The 23,064-nt window shown below is 65.5% G+C and carries 21 protein-coding genes; 19 read left to right on the top strand and 2 right to left on the bottom strand.

Going from position 1 to position 23,064, the window contains the following annotated elements; genetic code table 11:
- Window position 1: 1 nt before the first annotated feature.
- Genes nuoE through ACQY8B_RS14450 form a run of 13 tightly spaced genes read left to right on the top strand, consistent with a single transcriptional unit; the run spans window position 2 to window position 13,154 of the window.
- Complete coding sequence (gene nuoE / locus ACQY8B_RS14510; RefSeq protein ID WP_422087338.1) at window positions 2–556, top strand: NADH-quinone oxidoreductase subunit NuoE; 555 nt, start codon at window positions 2–4, stop codon at window positions 554–556.
- Entirely contained in the window at window positions 556–1,896 is a 1,341-nt protein-coding gene (gene nuoF / locus ACQY8B_RS14505) for an NADH-quinone oxidoreductase subunit NuoF (protein WP_106934983.1), read from the top strand. The genes nuoE and nuoF overlap by 1 nt, the downstream gene beginning before the upstream one ends.
- 20 nt (window positions 1,897–1,916) lie before the next feature.
- Window positions 1,917–4,088 (top strand): NADH-quinone oxidoreductase subunit NuoG, encoded by a 2,172-nt coding sequence (gene nuoG, locus ACQY8B_RS14500; protein ID WP_422087337.1) that lies wholly within the window; start codon window positions 1,917–1,919, stop codon window positions 4,086–4,088.
- Window positions 4,085–5,164: an NADH-quinone oxidoreductase subunit NuoH gene (gene nuoH, locus ACQY8B_RS14495; RefSeq protein ID WP_422087336.1), complete on the top strand. Its 1,080-nt coding sequence runs from the start codon at window positions 4,085–4,087 to the stop codon at window positions 5,162–5,164. Before nuoG ends, nuoH begins: the two co-directional genes overlap by 4 nt.
- 18 nt (window positions 5,165–5,182) lie before the next feature.
- Window positions 5,183–5,704, top strand: coding sequence for an NADH-quinone oxidoreductase subunit NuoI (nuoI, locus tag ACQY8B_RS14490; RefSeq protein ID WP_042579825.1), 522 nt, complete (start codon window positions 5,183–5,185; stop codon window positions 5,702–5,704).
- A gap of 37 nt (window positions 5,705–5,741) precedes the next feature.
- A complete protein-coding gene (locus ACQY8B_RS14485) occupies window positions 5,742–6,398 on the top strand; it encodes an NADH-quinone oxidoreductase subunit J (RefSeq protein ID WP_422087335.1) in 657 nt (218 codons plus the stop codon).
- On the top strand, window positions 6,395–6,703 hold the full coding sequence (gene nuoK, locus ACQY8B_RS14480) for an NADH-quinone oxidoreductase subunit NuoK (RefSeq protein WP_019653383.1): 309 nt from the start codon (window positions 6,395–6,397) through the stop codon (window positions 6,701–6,703). The genes ACQY8B_RS14485 and nuoK overlap by 4 nt, the downstream gene beginning before the upstream one ends.
- Before the next feature lie 7 nt (window positions 6,704–6,710).
- A complete protein-coding gene (gene nuoL, locus ACQY8B_RS14475) occupies window positions 6,711–8,744 on the top strand; it encodes an NADH-quinone oxidoreductase subunit L (protein ID WP_422087334.1) in 2,034 nt (677 codons plus the stop codon).
- A 25-nt stretch (window positions 8,745–8,769) separates the two neighbouring features.
- Window positions 8,770–10,248, top strand: coding sequence for an NADH-quinone oxidoreductase subunit M (locus ACQY8B_RS14470; protein ID WP_422087333.1), 1,479 nt, complete (start codon window positions 8,770–8,772; stop codon window positions 10,246–10,248).
- A gap of 24 nt (window positions 10,249–10,272) precedes the next feature.
- Window positions 10,273–11,760 carry an NADH-quinone oxidoreductase subunit NuoN gene (gene nuoN / locus ACQY8B_RS14465; RefSeq protein ID WP_422087332.1) on the top strand — a complete coding sequence of 496 codons (1,488 nt, stop codon included), beginning with the start codon at window positions 10,273–10,275 and terminating at the stop codon, window positions 11,758–11,760.
- A 15-nt stretch (window positions 11,761–11,775) separates the two neighbouring features.
- A complete protein-coding gene (locus ACQY8B_RS14460; RefSeq protein ID WP_422087331.1) occupies window positions 11,776–12,081 on the top strand; it encodes a DUF2818 family protein in 306 nt (101 codons plus the stop codon).
- A gap of 4 nt (window positions 12,082–12,085) precedes the next feature.
- Window positions 12,086–12,694: an NUDIX domain-containing protein gene (locus ACQY8B_RS14455; protein ID WP_422087330.1), complete on the top strand. Its 609-nt coding sequence runs from the start codon at window positions 12,086–12,088 to the stop codon at window positions 12,692–12,694.
- A gap of 7 nt (window positions 12,695–12,701) precedes the next feature.
- On the top strand, window positions 12,702–13,154 hold the full coding sequence (locus tag ACQY8B_RS14450; RefSeq protein ID WP_422087329.1) for a DUF1178 family protein: 453 nt from the start codon (window positions 12,702–12,704) through the stop codon (window positions 13,152–13,154).
- A gap of 15 nt (window positions 13,155–13,169) precedes the next feature.
- Here the strand turns inward: ACQY8B_RS14450 and ACQY8B_RS14445 are convergent, their stop codons facing one another.
- Window positions 13,170–14,954 carry an ABC transporter transmembrane domain-containing protein gene (locus ACQY8B_RS14445; protein WP_422087328.1) on the bottom strand — a complete coding sequence of 595 codons (1,785 nt, stop codon included), beginning with the start codon at window positions 14,952–14,954 and terminating at the stop codon, window positions 13,170–13,172.
- Window positions 14,955–15,030: 76 nt separating this feature from the next.
- Here ACQY8B_RS14445 and ACQY8B_RS14440 point away from each other — a divergent pair, with 76 nt between their 5' ends.
- Genes ACQY8B_RS14440 through ACQY8B_RS14425 form a run of 4 tightly spaced genes read left to right on the top strand, consistent with a single transcriptional unit; the run spans window position 15,031 to window position 20,000 of the window.
- Window positions 15,031–15,567 (top strand): MarR family winged helix-turn-helix transcriptional regulator, encoded by a 537-nt coding sequence (locus ACQY8B_RS14440; protein ID WP_422087327.1) that lies wholly within the window; start codon window positions 15,031–15,033, stop codon window positions 15,565–15,567.
- A complete protein-coding gene (locus tag ACQY8B_RS14435) occupies window positions 15,560–17,032 on the top strand; it encodes an efflux transporter outer membrane subunit (RefSeq protein WP_422087326.1) in 1,473 nt (490 codons plus the stop codon). The genes ACQY8B_RS14440 and ACQY8B_RS14435 overlap by 8 nt, the downstream gene beginning before the upstream one ends.
- Before the next feature lie 38 nt (window positions 17,033–17,070).
- A complete protein-coding gene (locus ACQY8B_RS14430) occupies window positions 17,071–18,387 on the top strand; it encodes an efflux RND transporter periplasmic adaptor subunit (protein ID WP_422087325.1) in 1,317 nt (438 codons plus the stop codon).
- Between the two features lie 50 nt (window positions 18,388–18,437).
- Entirely contained in the window at window positions 18,438–20,000 is a 1,563-nt protein-coding gene (locus ACQY8B_RS14425; RefSeq protein ID WP_422087324.1) for a DHA2 family efflux MFS transporter permease subunit, read from the top strand.
- A 52-nt stretch (window positions 20,001–20,052) separates the two neighbouring features.
- On the opposite strand, the gene ACQY8B_RS14420 is transcribed toward ACQY8B_RS14425, so the two are convergent.
- Window positions 20,053–21,261 (bottom strand): AGE family epimerase/isomerase, encoded by a 1,209-nt coding sequence (locus ACQY8B_RS14420; protein WP_422087323.1) that lies wholly within the window; start codon window positions 21,259–21,261, stop codon window positions 20,053–20,055.
- A 268-nt stretch (window positions 21,262–21,529) separates the two neighbouring features.
- Here ACQY8B_RS14420 and ACQY8B_RS14415 point away from each other — a divergent pair, with 268 nt between their 5' ends.
- Complete coding sequence (locus tag ACQY8B_RS14415) at window positions 21,530–22,300, top strand: ABC transporter ATP-binding protein (protein ID WP_422087322.1); 771 nt, start codon at window positions 21,530–21,532, stop codon at window positions 22,298–22,300.
- The gene (locus ACQY8B_RS14410) at window positions 22,300–23,007 is read left to right on the top strand and encodes an ABC transporter ATP-binding protein (protein ID WP_081266595.1); all 708 of its coding nucleotides are present in this window, start codon (window positions 22,300–22,302) and stop codon (window positions 23,005–23,007) included. The genes ACQY8B_RS14415 and ACQY8B_RS14410 overlap by 1 nt, the downstream gene beginning before the upstream one ends.
- The last annotated feature ends 57 nt before the right edge of the window (window positions 23,008–23,064 follow it).

The following is a 23,064-nucleotide window of genomic DNA, read 5'->3' as shown; positions in this document are numbered from 1 at the left end:
AATGACTTCCTCGACCCACCATGACACGGCGCCTTCGGCGCCTTCTTCCCCTCTGCAGCCGGCGATCCTCGATCGCTTTGCTCGCGAGGTGGCCAAGTACCCCGAAGCAGGCAAGCAATCCGCGGTGATGGCCTGCCTGGCCATCGTCCAACAGGACGAGGGCTTCGTCAGCCTGCAGCGCGAGCGCGAGATTGCCGAGTACCTCGGCATGGCGCCCATCGCCGTGCACGAAGTGACGACCTTCTACAACATGTACAACCAGCACCCGGTTGGCAAGTTCAAGCTCAATGTGTGCACCAACCTGCCTTGCCAGCTGCGCGACGGCGTCACCGCCCTCGTGCACCTCGAGAAGAAGCTCGGCATCAAGATGGGCGAGACCACGGCCGACGGTCTGTTCACGCTGCAGCAGAGCGAATGCCTCGGCGCGTGCGCCGACTCGCCCGTGATGCTGGTCAACGACCGCACCATGTGCAGCTTCATGAGCAACGAAAAGCTCGACCAGCTCATCGACGGCCTGCGCAATGCCGCGCCGGCCGCCAAGGGGGAGGCTTCGTGATGTCACCCGAACAAGTGCTTCAGCAGTTCCAGGCAACGGGCGTCCAGACCTGTTTCCATGACCGCCACATCGAGCCGCAGATCTATGCGGGCCTCGACGGCACCAACTGGCGTCTGGCCGACTACGAGGCGCGCGGCGGCTACCAGGCCCTGCGCAAGATCCTCACCGAGGGCCTCACGCCCGACCAGGTGATCGCCGAAGTCAAGGCTTCGGGCCTGCGCGGCCGTGGCGGCGCGGGTTTTCCGACCGGCCTGAAGTGGAGCTTCATGCCCCGCCAGTTCCCGGGCCAGAAGTACCTCGTCTGCAATTCCGACGAAGGCGAGCCGGGTACGTGCAAGGACCGCGACATCCTGCAGTTCAACCCGCACATCGTGATCGAAGGCATGGCCATCGCCGCGTATGCGATGGGCATCAGCGTGGGCTACAACTACATCCACGGCGAGATCTTCCAGACCTACGACCGCTTCGAGGAAGCCCTCGAAGAAGCGCGCGCCGCCGGCTACCTCGGCGACAAGATCATGGGCAGCACGTACAACTTCCAGTTGCATGCCGCCCACGGCTTCGGCGCCTACATCTGCGGCGAGGAAACCGCGCTGCTCGAATCGCTCGAAGGCAAGAAGGGCCAGCCGCGCTTCAAGCCGCCGTTCCCGGCCAGCTTCGGCCTGTACGGCAAGCCGACCACCATCAACAACACCGAGACCTTCGCGGCGGTGCCCTGGATCATCCGCAACGGCGGTCCGGCCTACCTCGAATGCGGCAAGCCGAACAACGGCGGCACCAAGATCTACTCGGTGAGCGGCGACGTCGAGTTGCCCGGCAACTACGAAGTGCCCATGGGCACGCCGTTCTCCAAGCTGCTCGAGCTGGCTGGCGGCGTGCGCAAGGGCCGCACGCTGAAAGCAGTGATTCCCGGCGGATCGTCGGCGCCGGTGCTGCCGGCCGACATCATGATGGCCTGCACCATGGACTACGACTCCATCGCCAAGGCCGGCTCCATGCTGGGCTCGGGCGCGGTGATCGTCATGGACGACAGCCGTTCGATGGTCGAGTCGCTCAAGCGCCTCTCGTACTTCTACATGCACGAGTCCTGCGGCCAGTGCACGCCGTGCCGTGAAGGCACCGGCTGGCTCTACCGCGTGGTGGACCGCATCCATAACGGTCAGGGCAAGCCCAGCGACATGCAACTGCTGGACTCCGTCGCCGGCGACATCATGGGCCGCACCATCTGCGCGCTCGGCGATGCCGCGGCCATGCCTGTGCGCGCAATGATCAAGCATTTCCGTCACGAGTTCGAAGCCCTGATTCCGGGCCACGTTCCGACGGCGCCCGTCAAGGCCTGAGCGCGAGAAGAAACATACTCATGATCGAAATCGAACTCGACGGCAAGAAGGTCGAAGTGACCGAGGGCAGCATGGTGATGCATGCTGCCGACAAGGCGGGCACGTACATCCCGCACTTCTGCTATCACAAGAAACTCAGCATCGCGGCCAACTGCCGCATGTGCCTCGTCGACGTGGAAAAAGCGCCCAAGCCGATGCCGGCCTGTGCCACCCCCGTCACGCAAGGCATGATCGTTCGCACCAAGAGCGAGAAGGCCATCAAGGCGCAGCAGTCGGTCATGGAGTTCCTCCTGATCAACCATCCGCTGGATTGCCCCATCTGCGACCAGGGCGGCGAATGCCAGTTGCAAGACCTGGCCGTGGGCTACGGCGGTTCTTCCTCGCGCTACGAGGAAGAAAAGCGCGTCGTGTTCCACAAGGACGTCGGCCCGCTCATCAGCATGGAAGAAATGAGCCGCTGCATCCATTGCACGCGCTGCGTCCGCTTTGGCCAGGAAGTGGCCGGCGTGATGGAGCTCGGCATGTCGCACCGCGGCGAACACTCCGAAATCGAGACCTTCGTCGGCGACTCGGTCGACTCTGAGCTGTCGGGCAACATGATCGACATCTGCCCGGTCGGCGCGCTCACGAGCAAGCCGTTCCGCTACAGCGCCCGCACCTGGGAACTCTCGCGCCGCAAGTCGGTGAGCCCGCATGATTCCACCGGCGCCAACCTGATCGTCCAGGTCAAGAACAACCGCGTGATGCGCGTGGTGCCGCTCGAGAACGAAGACGTCAACGAATGCTGGATCGCCGACCGCGACCGTTTCTCGTACGAAGCGCTCAACGGCACGGAACGCCTGACGCAGCCCATGCTGAAGCAGGGCGGCCAATGGCAGCAGGTCGACTGGCAGACGGCGCTCGAGTACGTCGCCAACGGCCTCAAGCAGATCAAGGCCGACCATGGCGCGCAGAGCATCGGCACGCTGGTCAGCCCGCACAGCACGCTCGAAGAGCTGCAACTCGCCACCATGCTCACGCGTGAACTCGGCAGCGACAACATCGACTACCGCCTGCGCAACGCCGAATTCACGGCGTTCGAAGGCGTGCGCTGGCTCGGCACCTCGATCGCCTCGCTCACGCAAGTGCAGCGCGCGCTGGTCGTGGGCTCGAACCTGCGCAAGGAACATCCGCTGTTCGCACAGCGCATCCGCCAAGCCGTGCGCAAGGGCGCCGCGCTGTCGGTGATCACCTCGGCCAGCCTCATGGCCGACCGCAACGCCTGGGCCATCGACGTGGCGCAGTCGTCCATCGTCGAAGCCGACCAGTGGGTCGAGGCGCTGGCCGCCGTGGCTGCGGCCATCGGCGAGACCAATGGCGCAGCCGCGCCGCTGGCTCCGAAGAATGCACCGGACGCCGCCGCCAAGGCCATCGCGGCCTCGCTGCTCAGCGGCGAAAGCAAGGCCGTGCTGCTCGGCAACGCCGCCGCCCACCACGCCCAAGCCAGCAGCCTGCTGGCGCTGGCGAACTGGATCGGCGCGCAAACCGGCGCCACCGTCGGCTACCTGACCGAAGCCGCCAACACCGTGGGCGCGCAGCTCGTCGGTGCGTTCCCGAAGAACGGCGGCCTCGATGCCGGCCGCATGCTCGCCGCGGGCTCCGGCCTGAAGGCCGTGCTGCTGCTGAACACCGAGCCGGTGTTCGACTCGGCTGCCGGCAAGGCCGCTGCCGATGTCATCGGCAATGCGCAAATGGTCGTCACGCTCAGCCCGTTCAAGGCCAACCTCGAGTTCAGCGACGTGCTGCTCCCGATCGCTCCATTCACCGAAACCCCTGGCACCTTCGTCAATGCCGAAGGCCGCGTGCAAGGTTTCCATGCCGTCGTGAAGCCTCAGGGCGAAACGCGTCCGGCGTGGAAGGTGCTGCGCGTGCTGGCCAACCTGCTGGGCCTGCAAGGCTTCGCGTTCGAATCGACCGCTGAAGTGCTGGCCACCGTGGGTGACAAGGGTGCCGTGCCCGCGAACGCACTGAGCAACGCGACCTCCGCCAATGCAGTCGCTTCCAGCGGCGTGGTTGCCGCGCCCGTGGTCGCGAGCATCTACCAGCTCGACTCGATCGTGCGCCGCGCGCCGTCGCTGCAACTGACCGCCGACGCGCGCAACGCATCGGCTGGTTCGAACGTGACGGCTCGTGCCGAGGAGGCACTGGCATGATCGTCGACACCATTCATGGCTTCGGCCAGGGGCTGGTTGCCGCAGGCTGGTGGACCGGCGTGGTCTGGCCCGTGGTCTGGACGCTGATCAAGATCATCGTCGTCGTGATCCCGCTGATGCTGGCCGTGGCGTACCTCACGCTGTGGGAGCGCAAGGCCATCGGCTTCACGCAGATCCGTATCGGCCCGAACCGCATCGGACCACTGGGCCTGCTCCAGCCGATCGCCGACGCGCTCAAGCTGATGACCAAGGAAATCATTCTTCCGACGGTCGCCAACAAGGGCCTGTTCCTGCTGGGCCCGATCATGACCATCATGCCGGCGCTCGCCGCATGGGCCGTGATTCCCTTCGGCCCCGACGTGGCGCTGGCCAACATCAATGCCGGCCTGCTGTTCGTGATGGCCATCACCTCGCTCGAGGTGTATGGCGTGATCATCGCCGGCTGGGCCTCGAACTCGAAGTACGCCTTCCTGGGCGCGTTGCGCGCCTCGGCGCAGATGGTGAGCTACGAAATCGCGATGGGCTTCTGCTTCGTCGTGGTGCTGATGGTCACCGGCAGCCTGAACATGAGCGAGATCGTGAATGTTCAGGGCAAGGGCATGTTCGCCAACATGGGCGTCGGCATCCTGTCGTGGAACTGGCTGCCGCTGCTGCCGATCTTCGTCGTGTACTTCATCTCGGGCCTGGCTGAAACCAACCGCCACCCGTTCGACGTGGTGGAAGGCGAGTCCGAAATCGTTGCCGGCCACATGATCGAGTACTCGGGCATGAGCTTCGCGATGTTCTTCCTGGCCGAGTACGCCAACATGTGGCTCGTCTCGATCCTGACCGTGGTGCTGTTCCTCGGCGGATGGCTGCCCCCGTTCGAGTTCCTGAGCTTCATTCCGGGCTGGATCTGGCTGGGCGCGAAGACCTTCTGCGTGGTCACCATGTTCCTGTGGGTTCGCTCGACGTTCCCGCGCTTCCGCTATGACCAGATCATGCGTCTGGGCTGGAAGATCTTCATTCCCGTCACCCTCGTGTGGCTGGTCGTGGTCGGTGGCTGGATGCAGACGCCGTTCAACATCTGGAAATAACAGGAAGCGCCAACAATCATGTCTGCTGCGCACACCGCAACCCCGTCCGCGCCGTTCTCGCTCAAGGACTTCCTGGGCAGCTTCATGCTGTTCGAGTTGTTCAAGGGCCTGGCCATCACCGGCAAGTACGCCTTCGCCCGCAAGATCACCGTGCAGTTCCCCGAAGAGAAGACGCCGCTGTCGCCGCGCTTCCGCGGCCTGCATGCACTGCGCCGCTACGAAAACGGCGAAGAGCGCTGCATTGCCTGCAAACTCTGCGAAGCCGTCTGCCCGGCGCTGGCCATCACCATCGAATCCGATGTGCGTGACGACGGCTCGCGCCGCACCACGCGCTACGACATCGACCTGACCAAGTGCATCTTCTGCGGCTTCTGCGAAGAAAGCTGCCCGGTGGACTCGATCGTCGAGACGCACATCTTCGAATACCACGGCGAAAAGCGCGGCGACCTGTACTTCACCAAGGACATGCTGCTGGCCGTTGGCGATCGCTACGAAAAAGAAATTGCAGCGAACAAGGCGGCCGACGCCAAGTACCGCTGATCCGACCAGCCCGAACCCCGTACCAATTCGAATTCCAATGGACGTCAAGACCGGTCTGTTCTATCTGTTTGCCGCGGTGCTGCTGTTCGCAGCGTTCCGCGTCATCACTTCCCGCAACCCCGTGTACGCCGCGTTGTACCTGGTGCTGGCTTTCTTCCAGGCATCGGCCATCTGGCTGCTGCTGCGCGCCGAGTTCCTCGCGATCTCTCTGGTGCTGGTGTATGTCGGCGCCGTGATGGTGCTGTTCCTGTTCGTCGTGATGATGCTGGACATCAACGTCGACAGCCTGCGAGAGGGCTTCTGGAAGCACTTTCCGCTGGCGGCGGGCGTAGGCGCGCTGATCGCGCTCGAAATGGCAGCCGTGCTGATGGGCGGCTTCCGCCTCGGCGAAGCGCGCGTCACCAGCGGCGCCATGGCCGCCGACAGCTCGAACACGCTCGAACTCGGCAAGCTGCTGTACTCGCAATATCTGTATCCGCTCGAAATTGCCGCTGTCATCCTGCTCGTGGCCATCGTGGCCGCCATTGCCCTGACCCTGCGCACTCGCAAGGACAGCAAGTACACCAACCCGGCCGACCAGGTTCGCGTGAAGGCGCGTGACCGCGTGCGCATCGTGCAGATGCCCGCGACGCGCGCAGCCGAACCGGTGGCTGAAGCAGCAACTGCGGACGCGGCAAAGGAAAACAAGGCATGACGCTCACGCTCGGACACTTTCTTTCGCTCGGCGCGATGCTCTTCGCGCTCTCCGTGATCGGCATCTTCCTGAACCGCAAGAACCTGATCGTTCTGCTGATGGCCATCGAGCTGATGCTGCTGGCGGTCAACATGAACTTCGTGGCGTTCTCCCACTTCCTGGGCGACATGCACGGACAGATCTTCGTGTTCTTCATCCTGACCGTGGCAGCGGCCGAGTCGGCCATCGGGCTGGCGCTGCTGGTTCTGCTGTTCCGCAACAAGTCGAACATCAACGTGGACGAACTCAACTCGCTCAAGGGTTGACAGCAACATGAGCGCAACCCTTTCCGCATCCACCTTGCTGGCCGTGCCCCTGGCACCCCTGGTCGGCGCAGCCATTGCCGGCCTGTTCGGCACCAAGTTCGGCGGCAATCACATCGGCCGCAAGGTCACGCACTCGCTCACCATCCTGGGCGTGCTGGTCGCCTTCATCATCTCGGCCATGACGCTCAAGAGCGTGATCGTCGACGGTGCCCGCTTCAACGCCACCCTCTACGAGTGGATGGTCGTGGGCGGCCTGAAGATGGAAGTCGGCTTCATGGTCGACGGCCTCACGGCCATGATGATGTGCGTCGTGACCTTCGTGTCGCTGATGGTCCACATCTACACCATCGGCTACATGGAAGAAGACGACGGCTACAACCGCTTCTTCGCGTACATCTCGCTGTTCACCTTCTCGATGCTGATGCTCGTCATGAGCAACAACATGCTCCAGCTGTTCTTCGGCTGGGAGGCGGTGGGCCTGGTGTCGTACCTGCTGATCGGCTTCTGGTTCAACAAGCCGACCGCGATCTTCGCGAACATGAAGGCCTTCCTGGTCAACCGCGTGGGCGACTTCGGCTTCATCCTGGGCATCGGCCTGATCGCTGCCTACGCCGGTACGCTGAACTACACCGAAGCCTTCGCCAAGGCAGGCACGCTGGCCGGCATCACCTTCCCGGGCACCGAGTGGATGCTCATCACCGTGATCTGCATCTGCCTGTTCATCGGCGCGATGGGCAAGAGCGCGCAGTTCCCGCTGCACGTGTGGCTGCCCGACTCGATGGAAGGCCCGACGCCCATCTCCGCGCTGATCCACGCTGCAACGATGGTGACCGCCGGCATCTTCATGGTGGCGCGTATGTCGCCGCTGTTCGAGCTGAGCGACACGGCCCTGAGCTTCATCCTCGTGATCGGTGCCATCACCGCGCTCTTCATGGGCTTCCTGGGCATCATCCAGAACGACATCAAGCGCGTGGTCGCGTACTCGACGCTCTCGCAGCTCGGCTACATGACGGTGGCGCTCGGTGCCTCGGCCTACTCGGTCGCGGTGTTCCACCTGATGACGCACGCGTTCTTCAAGGCGCTGCTGTTCCTCGGCGCAGGCTCGGTGATCATCGGCATGCACCACAACCAGGACATCCGCTGGATGGGCGGCGTGCGCAAGTACATGCCCATCACCTGGATCACCTCGCTGCTGGGTTCGCTCGCGCTGATCGGCACGCCGTTCTTCGCCGGTTTCTACTCGAAGGACAGCATCATCGAAGCGGTGCACGAAAGCCACCTGTGGGGCGCGAACTTCGCGTACTACGCGGTGCTGGCCGGCGTGTTCATCACGGCGTTCTATTCGTTCCGCATGTACTTCCTGGTCTTCCATGGCAAGGAACGCTACGACCAGAACCCCGACGCACACCATGACGACCATGGGCACGGTCATGACGATCACGGCCACGGCCATGACCAGAAGCCGCATGAGTCGCCCTGGGTCGTCTGGCTGCCGCTGGTGCTGCTGGCCATCCCCTCGGTGGTGATCGGCTTCATGACGATCGAGCCGATGCTGTTCGGCGAGTTCTTCAAGAACGCGATCTTCGTGGACGGTGCCAAACACCACGCCATGAAGGAGCTGGAGGAGGGCTTCCATGGTCCTGTGGCCATGGCCATCCACGGCCTGACGACGGCGCCGTTCTGGCTGGCGCTGGCCGGCGTGGTCCTGTCCTGGTACATGTACATGATCAACCCGGCGCTGCCGGCCGCCATCAAGCGTGCCTTCGGCCCGATCTACCGCCTGCTCGAGAACAAGTACTACATGGACTGGTTCAACGAGAACGTCATCGCCCGCGCCACCCGTGCCCTCGGCACCGGCCTGTGGAAGGGCGGCGACCAGGCCCTGATCGACGGTGCCGTCGTGAACGGTTCGTGGAAAGTGATCGGCCGGATTTCGGGTGTGGTGCGCTGGATGCAGTCGGGCTACATCTATCACTACGCCTTCGCGATGCTGCTCGGCATCTTCGTCCTGATGACGTACTTCGTCTGGTTCAAACGCTGAGCCTAAGCGCTGGAGAAAAAGAAAAATGGGTTTGTTGAGCCTTGCCATCTGGGTGCCGATCGCATTCGGCGCCGTGCTGCTGGCGTTTGGCCGTGACGAGCACGCCAGGGGCGTTCGTTGGGTCGCGCTCGTCGGTGCCATCGTGAGCTTCCTGGTCACGGTGCCGCTGTTCACGCGCTTCCAGAACGGAACCGCCGCCATGCAGTTCGTAGAGAAGACGAGCTGGATCGCTCGCTTCAACGTCAACTACCACCTCGGGGTCGACGGCTTGTCGCTCTGGCTGGTGCTGCTGACGTCGTTCATCACGGTCATCGTCGTCATTTCCGCCTGGGAAGTGATCACCGAGCGCGTGAACCAGTACATGGGCGCGTTCCTGATCCTGTCGGGCTTCATGATCGGCGTGTTCTCCGCGCTCGACGGCGTGCTGTTCTACGTGTTCTTCGAAGCCACGCTGATCCCGATGTACCTGATCATCGGTATCTGGGGCGGCCCGAACAAGATCTACGCGGCGTTCAAGTTCTTCCTGTACACCTTGCTCGGCTCGCTGCTGATGCTGGTGGCGCTGATCTTCCTGTACAACAAGTCGGGCGGCAGCTTCGACATCCTGGCCTGGCACAAGCTGCCGCTGGGTTCGACCGCGCAGACCTTCCTGTTCTTCGCCTTCTTCGCCGCCTTTGCCGTGAAGGTGCCGATGTGGCCGGTCCACACCTGGCTGCCTGACGTGCACGTCGAGGCGCCCACCGGCGGCTCCGCCGTGCTGGCCGCGATCATGCTGAAGCTGGGTGCCTACGGTTTCCTGCGCTTCTCCATGCCGATCGCGCCGGACGCCTCGCACGAGTGGGCCTGGCTCATGATCGCGCTGTCGCTGATCGCCGTGATCTACGTGGGCCTGGTTGCGCTGGTGCAGCAGGACATGAAGAAGCTGGTGGCTTACTCGTCGGTCGCCCACATGGGCTTCGTGACGCTCGGCTTCTTCATCTTCAACGAGCTCGGTGTGTCCGGCGGCATCGTGCAGATGATTGCCCACGGCTTCGTGTCGGGCGCCATGTTCCTGGGCATCGGCGTGCTGTACGACCGCGTGCACTCGCGCCAGATCGCCGACTACGGCGGCGTGGTCAACACCATGCCCAAGTTCGCCGCGTTCGCGCTGCTGTTCGCCATGGCCAATTGCGGCCTGCCGGGCACCGCCGGTTTCGTGGGCGAGTGGATGGTGATCCTGGGTGCCGTGAAGGCCAACTTCTGGATCGGCCTTGGCGCTGCCACCGCACTGATCTTCGGCGCGGCCTACACCCTGTGGATGTACAAGCGCGTGTACCTCGGCCCGGTCGGCAACGACCACGTCAAGGAACTCAAGGACATCAATGCCCGCGAATTCCTGATGCTGGCCCTGCTGGCAATTGCCGTGCTGTGGATGGGCCTGTATCCGAAGCCCTTCACCGATGCAATGGATGCCTCGGTGACCGAGCTCCTGCGCCACGTGGCAGTTTCCAAGCTGCCCTCCTGATGCCACGCTGAAGAAGAGAACGAGATGATTGACAAAATCAGCTGGGTCACGATCTACCCTGAAATCGTGTTGCTGGTCATGACCTGCATCATTGCACTGGTCGACCTGTCGGACACGAGCCCGCGCCGTACCCGCACCTATGTGCTGACGCTGCTCACGCTGGCGGTGGTCGCCGTGCTGTCGGGCCTCCAGGCCTACGACGGCAAGACCGCCTACGGCTTCGGCGGCATGGTCGTCAGCGACCCGATGGGCAACTGGCTCAAGTGCTTCGCCACCGTTGCCTTGATGGTCACGCTGGTCTACGGTCGCCCTTATGCGGGCGACCGCGAGATGCTGCGCGGCGGTGAACTCTTCACCATCAGCATGTTCGCGCTGCTGGGCATGTTCGTGATGATCTCGGGCAGCAACTTCCTGCTGATCTACCTGGGCCTCGAGCTGCTCACGCTGTCGAGCTACGCGCTGGTGGCGCTGCGCCGCGACAACGCGGTGGCCAGCGAAGCCGCCATGAAGTACTTCGTGCTCGGCGCCATGGCCAGCGGCTTCCTGCTGTACGGCCTGTCGATGATGTACGGCGCGACCGGCTCTCTCGACGTCAATGAAGTCTTCAAGACCATCGCGAGCGGCAAGGTGAACCACCAGGTGCTGGTGTTCGGCCTGGTGTTCATCGTGGCCGGGCTGGCATTCAAGGTGGGCGCAGCGCCGTTCCACATGTGGGTGCCCGACGTCTACCAGGGCGCACCGACCGCGATCACACTGCTGATCGGCGCCGCGCCTGAGCTGGCTGCCTTCGCCATCATCATCCGCCTGCTGGTCGACGCGCTGCAGCCGCTGGCCATCGACTGGCAGCAGATGCTGGCCGTGCTCGCCATCGCCTCGCTGCTGGTCGGTAACCTGGCGGCCATCGCGCAGAGCAACCTGAAACGCATGCTGGCGTATTCGACGATCTCGCAGATGGGCTTCATGCTCCTCGGCCTGGTCGCAGGCTCGGACCAGCAGGGCACCTACAACGCCCAGTACGCCTACAGCGCCTCGATGTTCTACATCGTGACCTATGTGCTGACCACGCTGGCCAGCTTCGGCATCATCCTGCTGCTGGCACGCGAAGGCTTCGAGAGCGAAGAGATCACCGATCTCGCCGGCCTCAACCAGCGCAGCCCGCTGTACGCAGGCGTGATGGCCATCGCGATGTTCTCGCTGGCCGGCCTGCCGCCGCTGGTCGGGTTCTACGCCAAGCTGGCGGTGCTGCAGGCGCTGATCGCCTCGGGCCACGCCATCTATATCGGCCTGGCGGTGTTCGCGGTGATGATGTCGCTGATCGGCGCGTTCTACTACCTGCGCGTGGTCAAGGTCATGTACTTCGACGCACCGGTCACGGCCACCACCGTGTCTGCACCGCGAGATGTACGCACCGTGCTGACCATCAACGGCGCGCTGATCCTGATCCTGGGCATCGTGCCCGGCGGACTGATGACGCTCTGCTACGACGCGATCGTGGCCACGCTGGCCCACTGACGCGGCCGACCACGGGTGTCGCAAACCGCGTCTGTCTGGGTCGTGTTGCTGGTGGCCCTCGTGGCCGCCAACCTGCCGTTCTTCAACGACCGCCTTTTCGGCGTCGTGCCGCTGCCGACGAATCCCAAGTCGCTCGCGGTACGCCTTGCCGAACTGGTGGTCTTGTACTTTCTGGCCGGTGGCATCGGGCTGCTGTTCGAGCGCAGGGCAGGGCAGATCGCGGCGCAGGGCTGGGAGTTCTACGCGGTGACGGGCTCGCTGTTCATCGTGCTCGCCTTTCCGGGGTTCACCTGGCGCTACCTGATGAAACACAGGCACTGACGACATGACTGCATCTTCCACCTCCGATTCGCACCTGAGGGAAGAACTCACGAAGAGCGAAGACCTCTTCAAGGGCAACTTCCTGAAGGCCAAGCGCGACACCATCCGCCTGCCCGACGGCAACACCGCCACGCGCGAGTACGTGGTGCACCCCGGCGCGGTGGTGGTGATTCCGATGTTGGACGACGGCCGGGTGGTGCTCGAGCGCCAGTTCCGCTACCCCGTCGGCCACGTGATGGTCGAGTTCCCGGCCGGCAAGCTCGACGCGGGCGAAGACCCCTTCGTCTGCGGCAAGCGCGAACTGCTCGAGGAGACGGGCTACACCGCGCGCGAATGGGCGCATGCGGGCGCCATGCACCTGGCGGTGGCGTACTCGACGGAAATCATCCACATCTATTTCGCGCGCGGCCTTTCGCTCGGCGAACGCCAGCTCGACCACGGCGAATTCCTCGACGTGTTCACGGCCACGCCCGAAGAGCTGGCCGGCTGGTGCCGAGACGGCACCGTCACCGATGCCAAGACGCTGACCTGCACCCTCTGGCTGCAGAACGTCATTTCGGGCGCATGGGCACTGGACTGGACGGCCCTGGGCTCCCAAGGCGGCGCGGGATAATCCGCGCATGAAGGTTCTCGATCTCCGCTGCGCACACGGCCACGGCTTCGAAGGCTGGTTCGCGTCCAACGAAGCCTTCGACAGCCAACTGGCTAGCGGGCTGGTCGAATGCCCGGTCTGCGGCGACACCGCCATCGTCAAGCTGCTGAGCGCGCCGCGACTGAACCTGGGCAATGCCAAGGCGCCGGAAGCCGCGGCGCCCGCGGCTGTCGCCCAGAACGCTCCCGCCGAACTTTCGCCTGAAGCCCGCTGGATGCGCGCCGTGCGCGAGGTGCTGGCCAAGACCGAAGACGTCGGCGAGCGCTTTGCCGACGAGGCTCGCAAGATGCATTACGGCGAAGCCCGTGAGCGCGGCATCCGCGGGCAGGCGACGCCCGAGCAGACCGAAGCGCTGCTTGACGAGGGCATTCCGGTGATGGCGTTGCCGATTCCCGCCGCGCTGAAGGAAACGCTGCAGTAGCAGCAAGCGGCCTGCTCAGGCCGTGAACTGGAGCGCCGCGAGGCGCGCATACACGCCGCCTTGCGCTACCAGCGTCGCGTGCGTTCCCTGTTCGACGATGCCGCCGTGGTCCAGCACGATGATGCGGTCGGCTTTCTGCACCGTTGCCAGCCTGTGCGCGATCACGAGCGTCGTGCGGCCTTCCATCGCTGATTCGAGCGCGGCTTGCACCATGCGCTCGCTCTCCGCGTCGAGCGCGCTCGTGGCTTCGTCGAGCAGCAGCAGCGGCGGATTCTTCAGCATGGCCCGCGCGATCGCGATGCGCTGGCGCTGCCCGCCCGACAGGCGCACGCCGCGCTCGCCGAGGAATGTGTCGTAGCCCTCGGGCAGGGCCTGCAGGAAGTCGTGGGCGAAAGCGGCGCGGGCGGCTGCGTGCACTTCTTCGGCGGTGGCTTCGGGGCGGCCATAGCGGATGTTTTCGAAAGCGCTGGCGGAGAAGATCACCGCATCCTGCGGAACCAGGCCGATGCGGGTGCGCAGGTCGGGCAGGGCGAGCGACGCCAGCGGCGCGCCGTCGAGCATCAGCCGGCCGGACTGCGGGTCGTAGTAGCGCAGCAGCAGCTGGAACACCGTGCTCTTGCCGGCACCGCTCGAGCCGACCAACGCCACTGTTTCGCCCGGCGCGATGTCGAGGCTGAAGTCGCGCAGCGCCGGGGTGCCCGGCCGCGAGGGGTAGTGGAAGGTCACCGCATCGAAGCGGATGGCGCTGCCGGCGGCAGGCACCGGCGTGACCGTCGGGTTGGCCGGGGAGACGATGGCGGCGGGCGCATGCAACAGCTCCATCAGGCGCTCGGTGGCGCCGGCTGCGCGCAGCAGGTCGCCGTAGACCTCGCCGAGCACCGCGGTGGCGCTCGCAAGAATGGCGACGTACACGACGGTCTGGCCCAGGTGGCCGGCCGTGATGTCGCCGCGCAGCACCGCCTGCGTGCCCTGGTACAGGCCCCAGAGCAGCGCAGCCGAGGTGGCGATGATGATGAAAGCCACCAGCACGGAGCGCGCCTTGGTGCGGCGCACGGCGGTGCGGAAGGCGTTTTCGGTCGAGCCGTTGAAGCGCGAGGCTTCGCGGTCCTCGGCCGTGTAGCTTTGCACCACGGGAATCGCGTTCAGCACTTCGGCGGCGATGGCGCTCGAATCGGCCACGCGGTCCTGGCTGGCGCGCGACAGCTTGCGCACGCGGCGGCCGAACCACATGCTCGGCAACACCACCAGCACCAGGATGCCCAGCACCTGCACCATCACATAAGGATTGGTCCAGACCAGCACCGCCAGCGCGCCCACGCCCATCACCGCGTTGCGCAAGCCCATGCTGAGCGAGGAGCCGACGACCGTCTGTACCAGCGTGGTGTCGGCCGTGAGACGCGAGAGCACTTCGCCGGTCTGCGTGGTCTCGAAGAACGCCGGGCTCTGCTTCAGCACGTGTCCGTAGACCGCATTGCGGATGTCCGCGGTAACGCGCTCGCCCAGCCAGCTCACTGTATAGAAGCGCGCGGCGGAGAAAAGGCCCAGCGCCACGGCCACTGCGAAGAGGGCGCCGAAGTGGTCACGCAGCGCCATGGTCTGCGCGCCCTTGTCGGGGTTGACGAAGCCGCCGTCAATCAGGCTGCGCAAGGCGATAGGGAAAGCCAGCGTCGTGACTGCTGCCATCACCAGAAACACCCCCGCCAGGACGATCTGGACCCGGTAGGGGCGAAGAAAAGGGCTCAGGCCCGACAGCGACCGGGGCGAGCCCTTGGCCATGGAAGACGGAGGGGTAGAAGCCATCGGGTGATTCTACCGAACCCTTGCCCCTACAAAGGCGGCCTTGACAATAATTGCCTCGGCAGCTAATATTTTGCCCATGAGCGATGCAAACACCCCAGAAGCCGTGCCGGCCTCCGCCGGCGCAGAGCGTCGCCCGCCTGTTTTCTACCGAGCGGAGACGTACTTGACCGAAGACAGCATCGGCTACCTGATGCGCCGCATCGTGACGGCAGTAGGGCAGGCAGTAGAAACCCGCATGTGCGAGCCCGGCGGGCCGACCTATCCGCAATGGGTGCCGCTGTACAAGTTGCACGTCGGCGCCGCCACCACCGTGGCCGAACTGGCCCGTGCCTGCGAACTCGACACCGGCGCCATGACGCGCCTGCTCGACCGCCTCGAGGCCAAGGGCCTCTGCCGCCGCGTGCGTTCGCTGGAAGACCGCCGCGTTGTCAACATCGAACTCACCGACGAAGGCCGTGCCGCCGCCAAGGAAGTGCCGTACGTGCTCAGCCGTGTGCAAAACGAACATCTTGCAGGTTTCACAACCGAGGAATGGGAGCAGCTCAAGGGTTACTTGCGCCGCATCCTCGACAACGCACAGGCTCTCGCGGCCCGTGGAGATAAAAATGACTGATTCCCTCGCCGTGCGCGCGCTGCGTCGCACTCCCGTGGTGGCTGCCGCACTGCTGGTGGTCGCATTGGCAGGCTGCGCCGACATGGCCGGCATCGGCTCCCAGGCCAGGCTGCGCGACGCGTCGTCGCTGGGCATCGCCCCCGACAGCGCCGCAGTGCCGGTCTCCCGCCTCGACAGCCAATGGTGGCTCGCCTTCGGCGATCCGCAGCTCAACACGCTCATCGACCAGGCCGTGGCCGGCAACCCTAACCTGCAGGTCGCGCAGGCCCGCCTTGCGCGCGCGCAGGCTTCCGCCGACATCGCCGGTGCCGCCCTCAAGCCCAAGGTCAACGGCGAGCTCGACCTGAACCGCCAGAAGTTCAACAGCAACTACATCTATCCGGCACCGCTGGGCGGCTCGATCCAGAACATCGGCCTGCTGCAGCTCGGCGCGAGCTGGGAGCTCGACTTCTTCGGCAAGAACCGCAGTGCGCTCGACACCGCCATCGGCGCGGCCAATGCAGCCGCCGCCGATGCCGACGCGGCCCGCGTGCTGCTCGCAAGCAACGTGGCGCGCAGCTACTTCCAGTGGGCCCGCCTGAACGACCAGCTCACCGTGGCCAAGCGCACCCTGGCGCAACGCGATGAAACGCTCAGGCTCGTGCGCGACCGCGTCTCCGCCGGCCTCGACACCCGCCTCGAACTGCGCCAGAGCGAAGGCGGCCTGCCCGAAGCGCGCCAGCAGATTGAATCGCTCAACGAGCAGATCGCGCTGCAGCAGCATGCGCTCGACGCGCTCGTGGCCCAGCCCAACGTGTCGCAATCGCTCAAGCCGCCGCTGCTGGGCGAGGTCAAGCCGATCGCGCTGCAGGCGAACATTCCGGCCGACCTGCTGGGCCGCCGCGCCGACATCGCCGCCGCGCGCTGGCGCGTCGAGGCCGCCACCAGCGACGTGGCCAATGCCAGGACGCTGTTCTATCCGAACGTGAACCTCACGGCCTTCGCCGGCTTCCAGGCGCTGGGCTTCGGCAAGCTGCTGAAGTCGGGCAGCGAGCAGTGGGGCGTGGGCCCGGCCATCAGCCTGCCGATCTTCGAAGGCGGCAAGCTGCGCGCCAACCTGCGAGGCAAGTCGGCCGACCTCGACGTGGCCATCGAAAGCTACAACGCCACCGTGATCGACGCGGTGCGCGACGCCGCCGACCAGGTGACGAGCGCGCAGTCGATCGCACGCCAGCAGACCGAACAGCGCGCCGCGCAGACCGCGGCCGAAGGCGCCTACGACATCGCCGTGCAGCGCTACCGCGCCGGCCTTGGCAACTACCTCAACGTGCTGACGGCGGAAACTTCGGTGCTGCAACAACGCCGCCTGGCGGTCGACCTCGCCGCGCGGGCGCTCGACACGCAGGTGGCGCTGGCTCGCGCACTGGGTGGCGGCTGGCAGCCGCCGGCCACCACCACGGCTTCAGCCCCGGCCGCACAGAACTGAACAGACCCGATTTTTTCGTCTTCGGAAAGAACTTCATCATGAGCGATAACAACACTCCGACGCCCGCTGCAGCCGCAGCTCCCGCTGCCCCGGAGGCGCCCGCCGGCAACGGCAAGCGCCGCCGCGCACTCACCGCGCTTGCCGCCGTGGTCATCGTCGCCGGTGGCGGCTGGGGCCTGTACGAGTGGCTGGTGGCCAGCCACTACGAGGACACCGACAACGCCTACGTGTCGGGCAACGTGATCCAGATCACCCCGCAGATCGGCGGCACCGTCATGGCCATCAACGCCGACGACACCGACTTCGTGAAGGCCGGCCAGCCGTTGGTGCAGCTCGACCCGGCAGACGCCAAGGTGGCGCTCGAGCAGGCCGAGGCCGCGCTCGCGCAGGCCGTGCGCCAGGTGCGCACGCTGTACGCCAACAACGGCTCCCTGGCCGCGCAGGTCACGCTGCGCCAGTCGGACATCGTGAAGGCGCAGAGCGACATCGCCAAGGCGCAGGACGACCTGCAGCGCCGCCGCGCGCTGTCGGGCAACGGCGCCGTGTCGAAGGAAGAACTCAACCACGCCGAGACGCAGCTCGACACCGCCAAGAGCCAGCTCGCAGCGGCGCAGGCCGGCGTGGTCGCCGCCAAGGAAGCGCTGGTCAGCAACCAGTCGCTGACCGAAGGCACCAGCGTGGCCCAGCACCCGAGCGTGCTGGCCGCCGCCGCCAAGGTGCGCGAGGCCTACCTCGCCACCCAGCGCGTGGCCATGCCCGCGCCGGTAGACGGCTACGTCGCCAAGCGCACCGTGCAGCTCGGCCAGCGCGTGGCCGCCGGCACGCCGATGATGTCGATCGTGCCGCTCAACCAGCTGTGGGTCGACGCCAACTTCAAGGAAGTGCAGCTGCGCAATATCCGCATCGACCAGCCCGTGAAGCTCACCGCCGACGTGTACGGCAAGAAGGTCGAGTACACCGGCAAGGTCGCCGGCCTGGGCGTGGGCACCGGCAGCGCCTTCGCGCTGCTGCCCGCGCAGAACGCCACCGGCAACTGGATCAAGGTGGTGCAGCGCGTGCCCGTGCGCATCGCGCTCGACCCGGAACAGCTGAAGGCCAATCCGCTGCGCATCGGCCTGTCGATGGACGCCGAGATCGACATCTCGTCCAAGAGCGGCAAGATGCTGGCCGACGCGCCGCGCCCCGCCGCGCTGGTGCAGACGCAGGTCTACAGCCAGCTCGACCGCGGCGCCGACGCTGAAGTGGACCGCATCGTGGCGGCCAACCTCGGCCGCAGCGCGCCCGCCACGGCCGCGACACCGGCCAAGGCCGCGCCCGCCGGCGCTTCGGTGGCCGTGCAAGGCCAGCCGGGCTGATCGCCCGCACGGCCTTCTTCAGGTAATCAGCTCAGTTCGCGCGACCCGCAATGGCCACCGCTGCTCCTGCTTACATTGCGCATCCGCCGCTCGAGGGCGCAGCCCGCGTCTGGGGCACGGTCGCGCTGTCTGCGGCAACTTTCATGAACGTGCTCGATTCGTCGATCGCGAACGTGTCGTTGCCTGCCATCTCGGGCGACCTGGGCGTGAGCACCACGCAAGGCACCTGGGTCATCACCAGCTTCGCGGTGGCCAACGCCATCGCGGTGCCGCTCACCGGCTTCATGACGCAGCGCTTCGGACAGGTGCGCCTGTTCATGGCGAGCGTGATCCTGTTCATGGTCGCCTCGCTGCTGTGCGGCCTGGCGCCGAACATGACGACGCTGATCGCGTTCCGCGCGCTGCAGGGCTTCGTTGCGGGGCCGATGATCCCGCTGTCGCAGACGCTGCTGCTGTCGAGCTACCCGCGCGCCAAGGCGGGCCTGGCGATGGCCATGTGGTCGATGACCACGCTGGTCGCGCCGGTGATGGGGCCGCTACTGGGCGGCTGGATCACCGACAACATCTCGTGGCCGTGGATCTTCTACATCAACATCCCCGTGGGCATCGTCGCGGCGGCCATCACCTGGGCGCTGTATCGCAAGCGCGAGAGCAGCACGCACAGGGTGCCGATCGACGCCATCGGCCTTGCGCTGCTGGTGCTGTGGGTGGGCTCGCTGCAGCTGATGCTGGACAAGGGCAAGGAGCTCGACTGGTTCCACTCGGCGCAGATCATCACGCTGGCGGTGGTGGCCGTGGTCGGCTTCGCGTTCTTCCTGGTCTGGGAGCTGACCGACAAGCATCCGGTGGTCGACCTGTCGCTGTTCAAGCGCCGCAACTTCTGGTCTGGCGCCGTTGCGACGGCCGTGGCCTACGGCCTGTTCTTCGGCAACGTGGTGCTGCTGCCGCTGTGGCTGCAGCAGTGGATGGGCTATACCGCGACGCAGGCGGGGATGATCATGGCGCCCGTGGGGCTGCTGGCGATCTTCTTCTCGCCGGTGGTCGGGCTCACGGTGGCCAAGATCGACCCTCGGCGCTACGCGACCTTCTCGTTCCTGGTGTTCGCCCTGGTGCTGTGGATGCGGTCGAACTTCAACACGCAGGCCGACTTCGTCACCATCATCATCCCGACGGTGATCCAGGGCATCGCGATGGCGTTCTTCTTCATCCCGCTCGTGACCATCACGCTGTCGGGCCTCACGCCGGACCGCATCCCGGCCGCATCGGGGTTGTCCAACTTCCTGCGGATCACGGCGGGCGCGATGGGTACTTCGATCACCACCACGCTGTGGGAAAACCGCGCTGCGCTGCATCACTCGCAGCTGTCCGAGGCGGTGAACCAGGGCAACAACGCGGCGACCAGTGCGATGTCGGGCCTGGCGAGCAGCGGCTTCAGCACCGAGCAGGTGCTGGGGCAACTGAACCGCATCGTCGACCAGCAGTCGTTCATGCTGGCCACGAACGACATCTTCTATGCGTCGGCGCTCCTGTTCCTGCTGCTGATCCCGCTGGTGTGGCTGGCAAGGCCGCAGAAGGGCGGCGCAGGCGGTGATGCTGCCGCAGGCGCACACTGACAGGCAGACTACCCAGCAGCCCCCAGGCTTCGCCAAGAAGACTTGGGGGTTTTTACTTGGCGGGCGTGTTCAGCGCGCGCAGCACGTCGTAGCAGGCGCCCATGGTGTGATAGTCGGTCTTGCCGGCCGGGCTCTTCTCGTCGTTGATCTTCTTGTTGCGCGGCGAGAGGATGCGATACCAGGCCCCGTGCCGGTGGTCGACGAAGTGCTCCCAGCTGTACGCCCAGATGCTGTCGTACCAGTCCCAGTAACCAGATTCGCCGGTACGCACCGCAAGCAGCGCGGCGGCCGCGAAGCTCTCTGCCTGCACCCAGAAGTACTTGTCGCCGTCGCACACCGTGCCGTCGGGCGCGAAGCCGTAGACCAGCCCGCCGTTGTCCGCGTCCCAGCCGCGGAACATGGCGGTGTCGAAGAAGTGCTGTGCGCGCGGCAGGATCCAGCCGGCCTTGCGGCCGGCGCTCGCAAGATGGCGCTCCAGCTGCAGCAGCAGCTTGGCCCATTCCGTCAGGTGACCGGTCTGGAAGCCCCAGGGCCTGAAGATGTTGGTCTTGTCTTCCCGGTTGTAGTCCCAGTCGATCGACCAGTCCTCGCGGTAATGCTCCCACACCAGCCCGTCCGCCAGCGCGGCCTGCCGGCCGGTGATGGATTCCGCCAGCACCAGCGCGCGGTCGAGGTAGCGGGCTTCCTGCGTCGCCTCGTAGGCGGCCAGCATCGCCTCGCAGGCATGCATGTTGGCGTTCTGCCCACGGTAGGCGCCGACGCGCCAGTCGGCCGTGGCCTCGTCGGCGTAGAGCTGGTGGTGCGGCTCCCAGAAGTGCCGTTCCATCAGGTCCCAGGTGTGGGTGAGGCCGGCATGTGCTTCTTCCATGCCGGCCATCAGTGCATGCGCATGCGCCAACAGCACGAAGGCCAGCCCGTAGCAATGGCAGGTGCTGTCCTGCACGGTGGCGCGTTGCTGGTGCCAGTCGATCTGCCACGCATAGCCGCCGCCGGGCTGTGCATGGCCGTGCTGCAGGAAGGCCATGCCGTGCCGCACCGCCGCCAGGTGCGCCGGGTTGCCGAAGTGCCGGTAGGCCATCGCGTTGTTGAATATGAAGCGCGTGCTGCTCACCAGGTGCCGCGTGCGCTGGTCGTACACCGTGCCGTCGTCCTTGTAGAAATGAAAGAAGCCGCCCGAAGCGTCGATGCAGCGCGGCTCGTAGAACGACAGCGTGTGCAGCACGTGATCGGTCAGGAAATCGGGAGAGCGGAAATTCAGCATGTTCGCTTCAGTCTACGCAGCCCCCTGCGAACCCCGCTCGGGGTTTCCCGCAGAGGTCTTAGTGTTGCCAGGGCGTGCTTTGTCGCTGCAACGACAGTCGCGGATCGGGCTGTTGCGCCGCCCTGCGCAGGTTGCACTGCAGCATAGGCATTTGCCCCAGTATCCAAGCGAAGGGCGCCCACCAACAATCAGGCCGCGCCCGATGGCGGCGCATTGAGATGGACTGCATGACCCACTTTATTTTTCCGCACCTGGGCGACTCCGCGAGATGAGCGACGTCATCCTCGAAACACGCCAGCTCACCAAGGAATTCAAAGGGTTCACCGCGGTCAGCAAGGTCAACCTGTCGGTGGTGCGCGGCTCGATCCATGCGCTCATCGGTCCCAATGGCGCCGGCAAGACGACCTGCTTCAACCTGCTCACGAAGTTCCTCGAGCCGACCACCGGCTCGATCCTCTTCAACGGACAGGACATCACGCGCGAGCGTCCGGCGCAGATCGCACGGCGCGGCATCATCCGCTCGTTCCAGATCTCGGCCGTGTTCCCGCACCTCACGCTGCTGGAGAACGTGCGGCTGAGCCTGCAGCGCCGGCTGGGCACCTCGTACCACTTCTGGAAGAGCGAGAAGTCGCTCAAGCCTCTGGATGCCAGAGCCCGCGAGCTGCTGGCTGAAGTCGGCCTGGAGGATCTTGCCGACGAGCAGACCGTGAACCTGCCCTACGGACGCAAGCGCGCCCTCGAGATCGCGACCACGCTGGCGATGGAGCCCGAACTCATGCTGCTCGACGAGCCTACGCAGGGCATGGGCCATGAAGACGTGCACCGCGTGGCCGAACTCATCAAGCGTGTGTCGGCGGGCCGCACCATCCTGATGGTGGAGCACAACATGAGCGTGGTCTCGACCATCGCCGACACCATCACCGTGCTGCAGCGTGGCGCCGTGCTGGCCGAAGGCCCGTACGCCGTAGTCTCGAAGAACCCGCAGGTGATGGAAGCCTACATGGGCACCACCGACGGCCAACTCCAAGGGGCCCACTGATGACCGCCGCATTGGAGATCAAGGGCCTGCAAGCCTGGTACGGCGAATCGCACGTGCTGCACGGCGTCGACATGGTCGTGCAGCCGGGCGAAGTCGTCACGCTGCTGGGGCGCAACGGCGCGGGCCGCACCACCACCTTGCGCGCCATCATGGGGCTGACCGGTGCGCGCAAGGGCAGCATCGAGGTCAACGGCAAAGAAACCATCGGCATGCCGACGCACCGCATCGCGCACCTGGGCATCGGCTATTGCCCGGAGGAACGCGGCATCTTCGCCAGCCTTTCGTGCGAGGAAAACCTGATGCTGCCGCCCGAGCTGAAGGGCGCGGGGCAGGGCATGTCGGTCGACGAGATCTACACCATGTTTCCCAACCTGGCCGAGCGCCGTCACAGCCAGGGCACGCGCCTGTCGGGCGGCGAGCAGCAGATGCTGGCCGTGGCGCGCATCCTGCGCACCGGCGCCAAGCTGCTGCTGCTCGACGAGATTTCAGAAGGCCTGGCGCCGGTCATCGTGCAGGCGCTGGCCCGCATGATCACCACGCTGCGCGCCAAGGGCTACACCATCGTCATGGTGGAGCAGAACTTCCGCTTTGCCGCGCCGCTGGCCGACCGCTTCTACGTGATGGAGCACGGCCGCATCGCGCTGACTTTCGGCGCGGCGGAGCTAGAAGCCAGGATGCCGGTACTCACGGAGTTGCTCGGCGTCTGAAACGCATCAAGTCCACAAGACCTGTTCCTTCCATCCCACAAAGATTCCTTCAGGAGA

Source organism: Variovorax sp. (assembly GCF_965279555.1).
Lineage (GTDB): Bacteria > Pseudomonadota > Gammaproteobacteria > Burkholderiales > Burkholderiaceae_C > Variovorax.
The sequence above is the reverse complement of the archived record's forward strand: the minus strand, read 5'-3'. Positions and strand labels throughout refer to the sequence as shown.

Coding starts and splice junctions, on each gene's coding strand:
- ACQY8B_RS14445 (WP_422087328.1), bottom strand. CDS start 14,954: ATGGCTTCTACCCCTCCGTCTTCCATGGCCAAGGGCTCGCCCCGGTCG.
- nuoF (WP_106934983.1), top strand. CDS start 556: ATGTCACCCGAACAAGTGCTTCAGCAGTTCCAGGCAACGGGCGTCCAG.
- nuoI (WP_042579825.1), top strand. CDS start 5,183: ATGTCTGCTGCGCACACCGCAACCCCGTCCGCGCCGTTCTCGCTCAAG.
- nuoN (WP_422087332.1), top strand. CDS start 10,273: ATGATTGACAAAATCAGCTGGGTCACGATCTACCCTGAAATCGTGTTG.
- ACQY8B_RS14470 (WP_422087333.1), top strand. CDS start 8,770: ATGGGTTTGTTGAGCCTTGCCATCTGGGTGCCGATCGCATTCGGCGCC.
- ACQY8B_RS14440 (WP_422087327.1), top strand. CDS start 15,031: ATGAGCGATGCAAACACCCCAGAAGCCGTGCCGGCCTCCGCCGGCGCA.
- ACQY8B_RS14415 (WP_422087322.1), top strand. CDS start 21,530: ATGAGCGACGTCATCCTCGAAACACGCCAGCTCACCAAGGAATTCAAA.
- nuoE (WP_422087338.1), top strand. CDS start 2: ATGACTTCCTCGACCCACCATGACACGGCGCCTTCGGCGCCTTCTTCC.
- nuoL (WP_422087334.1), top strand. CDS start 6,711: ATGAGCGCAACCCTTTCCGCATCCACCTTGCTGGCCGTGCCCCTGGCA.
- nuoK (WP_019653383.1), top strand. CDS start 6,395: ATGACGCTCACGCTCGGACACTTTCTTTCGCTCGGCGCGATGCTCTTC.
- ACQY8B_RS14420 (WP_422087323.1), bottom strand. CDS start 21,261: ATGCTGAATTTCCGCTCTCCCGATTTCCTGACCGATCACGTGCTGCAC.
- ACQY8B_RS14430 (WP_422087325.1), top strand. CDS start 17,071: ATGAGCGATAACAACACTCCGACGCCCGCTGCAGCCGCAGCTCCCGCT.
- ACQY8B_RS14410 (WP_081266595.1), top strand. CDS start 22,300: ATGACCGCCGCATTGGAGATCAAGGGCCTGCAAGCCTGGTACGGCGAA.
- nuoG (WP_422087337.1), top strand. CDS start 1,917: ATGATCGAAATCGAACTCGACGGCAAGAAGGTCGAAGTGACCGAGGGC.
- ACQY8B_RS14450 (WP_422087329.1), top strand. CDS start 12,702: ATGAAGGTTCTCGATCTCCGCTGCGCACACGGCCACGGCTTCGAAGGC.
- ACQY8B_RS14455 (WP_422087330.1), top strand. CDS start 12,086: ATGACTGCATCTTCCACCTCCGATTCGCACCTGAGGGAAGAACTCACG.
- ACQY8B_RS14435 (WP_422087326.1), top strand. CDS start 15,560: ATGACTGATTCCCTCGCCGTGCGCGCGCTGCGTCGCACTCCCGTGGTG.
- ACQY8B_RS14485 (WP_422087335.1), top strand. CDS start 5,742: ATGGACGTCAAGACCGGTCTGTTCTATCTGTTTGCCGCGGTGCTGCTG.
- ACQY8B_RS14425 (WP_422087324.1), top strand. CDS start 18,438: ATGGCCACCGCTGCTCCTGCTTACATTGCGCATCCGCCGCTCGAGGGC.
- nuoH (WP_422087336.1), top strand. CDS start 4,085: ATGATCGTCGACACCATTCATGGCTTCGGCCAGGGGCTGGTTGCCGCA.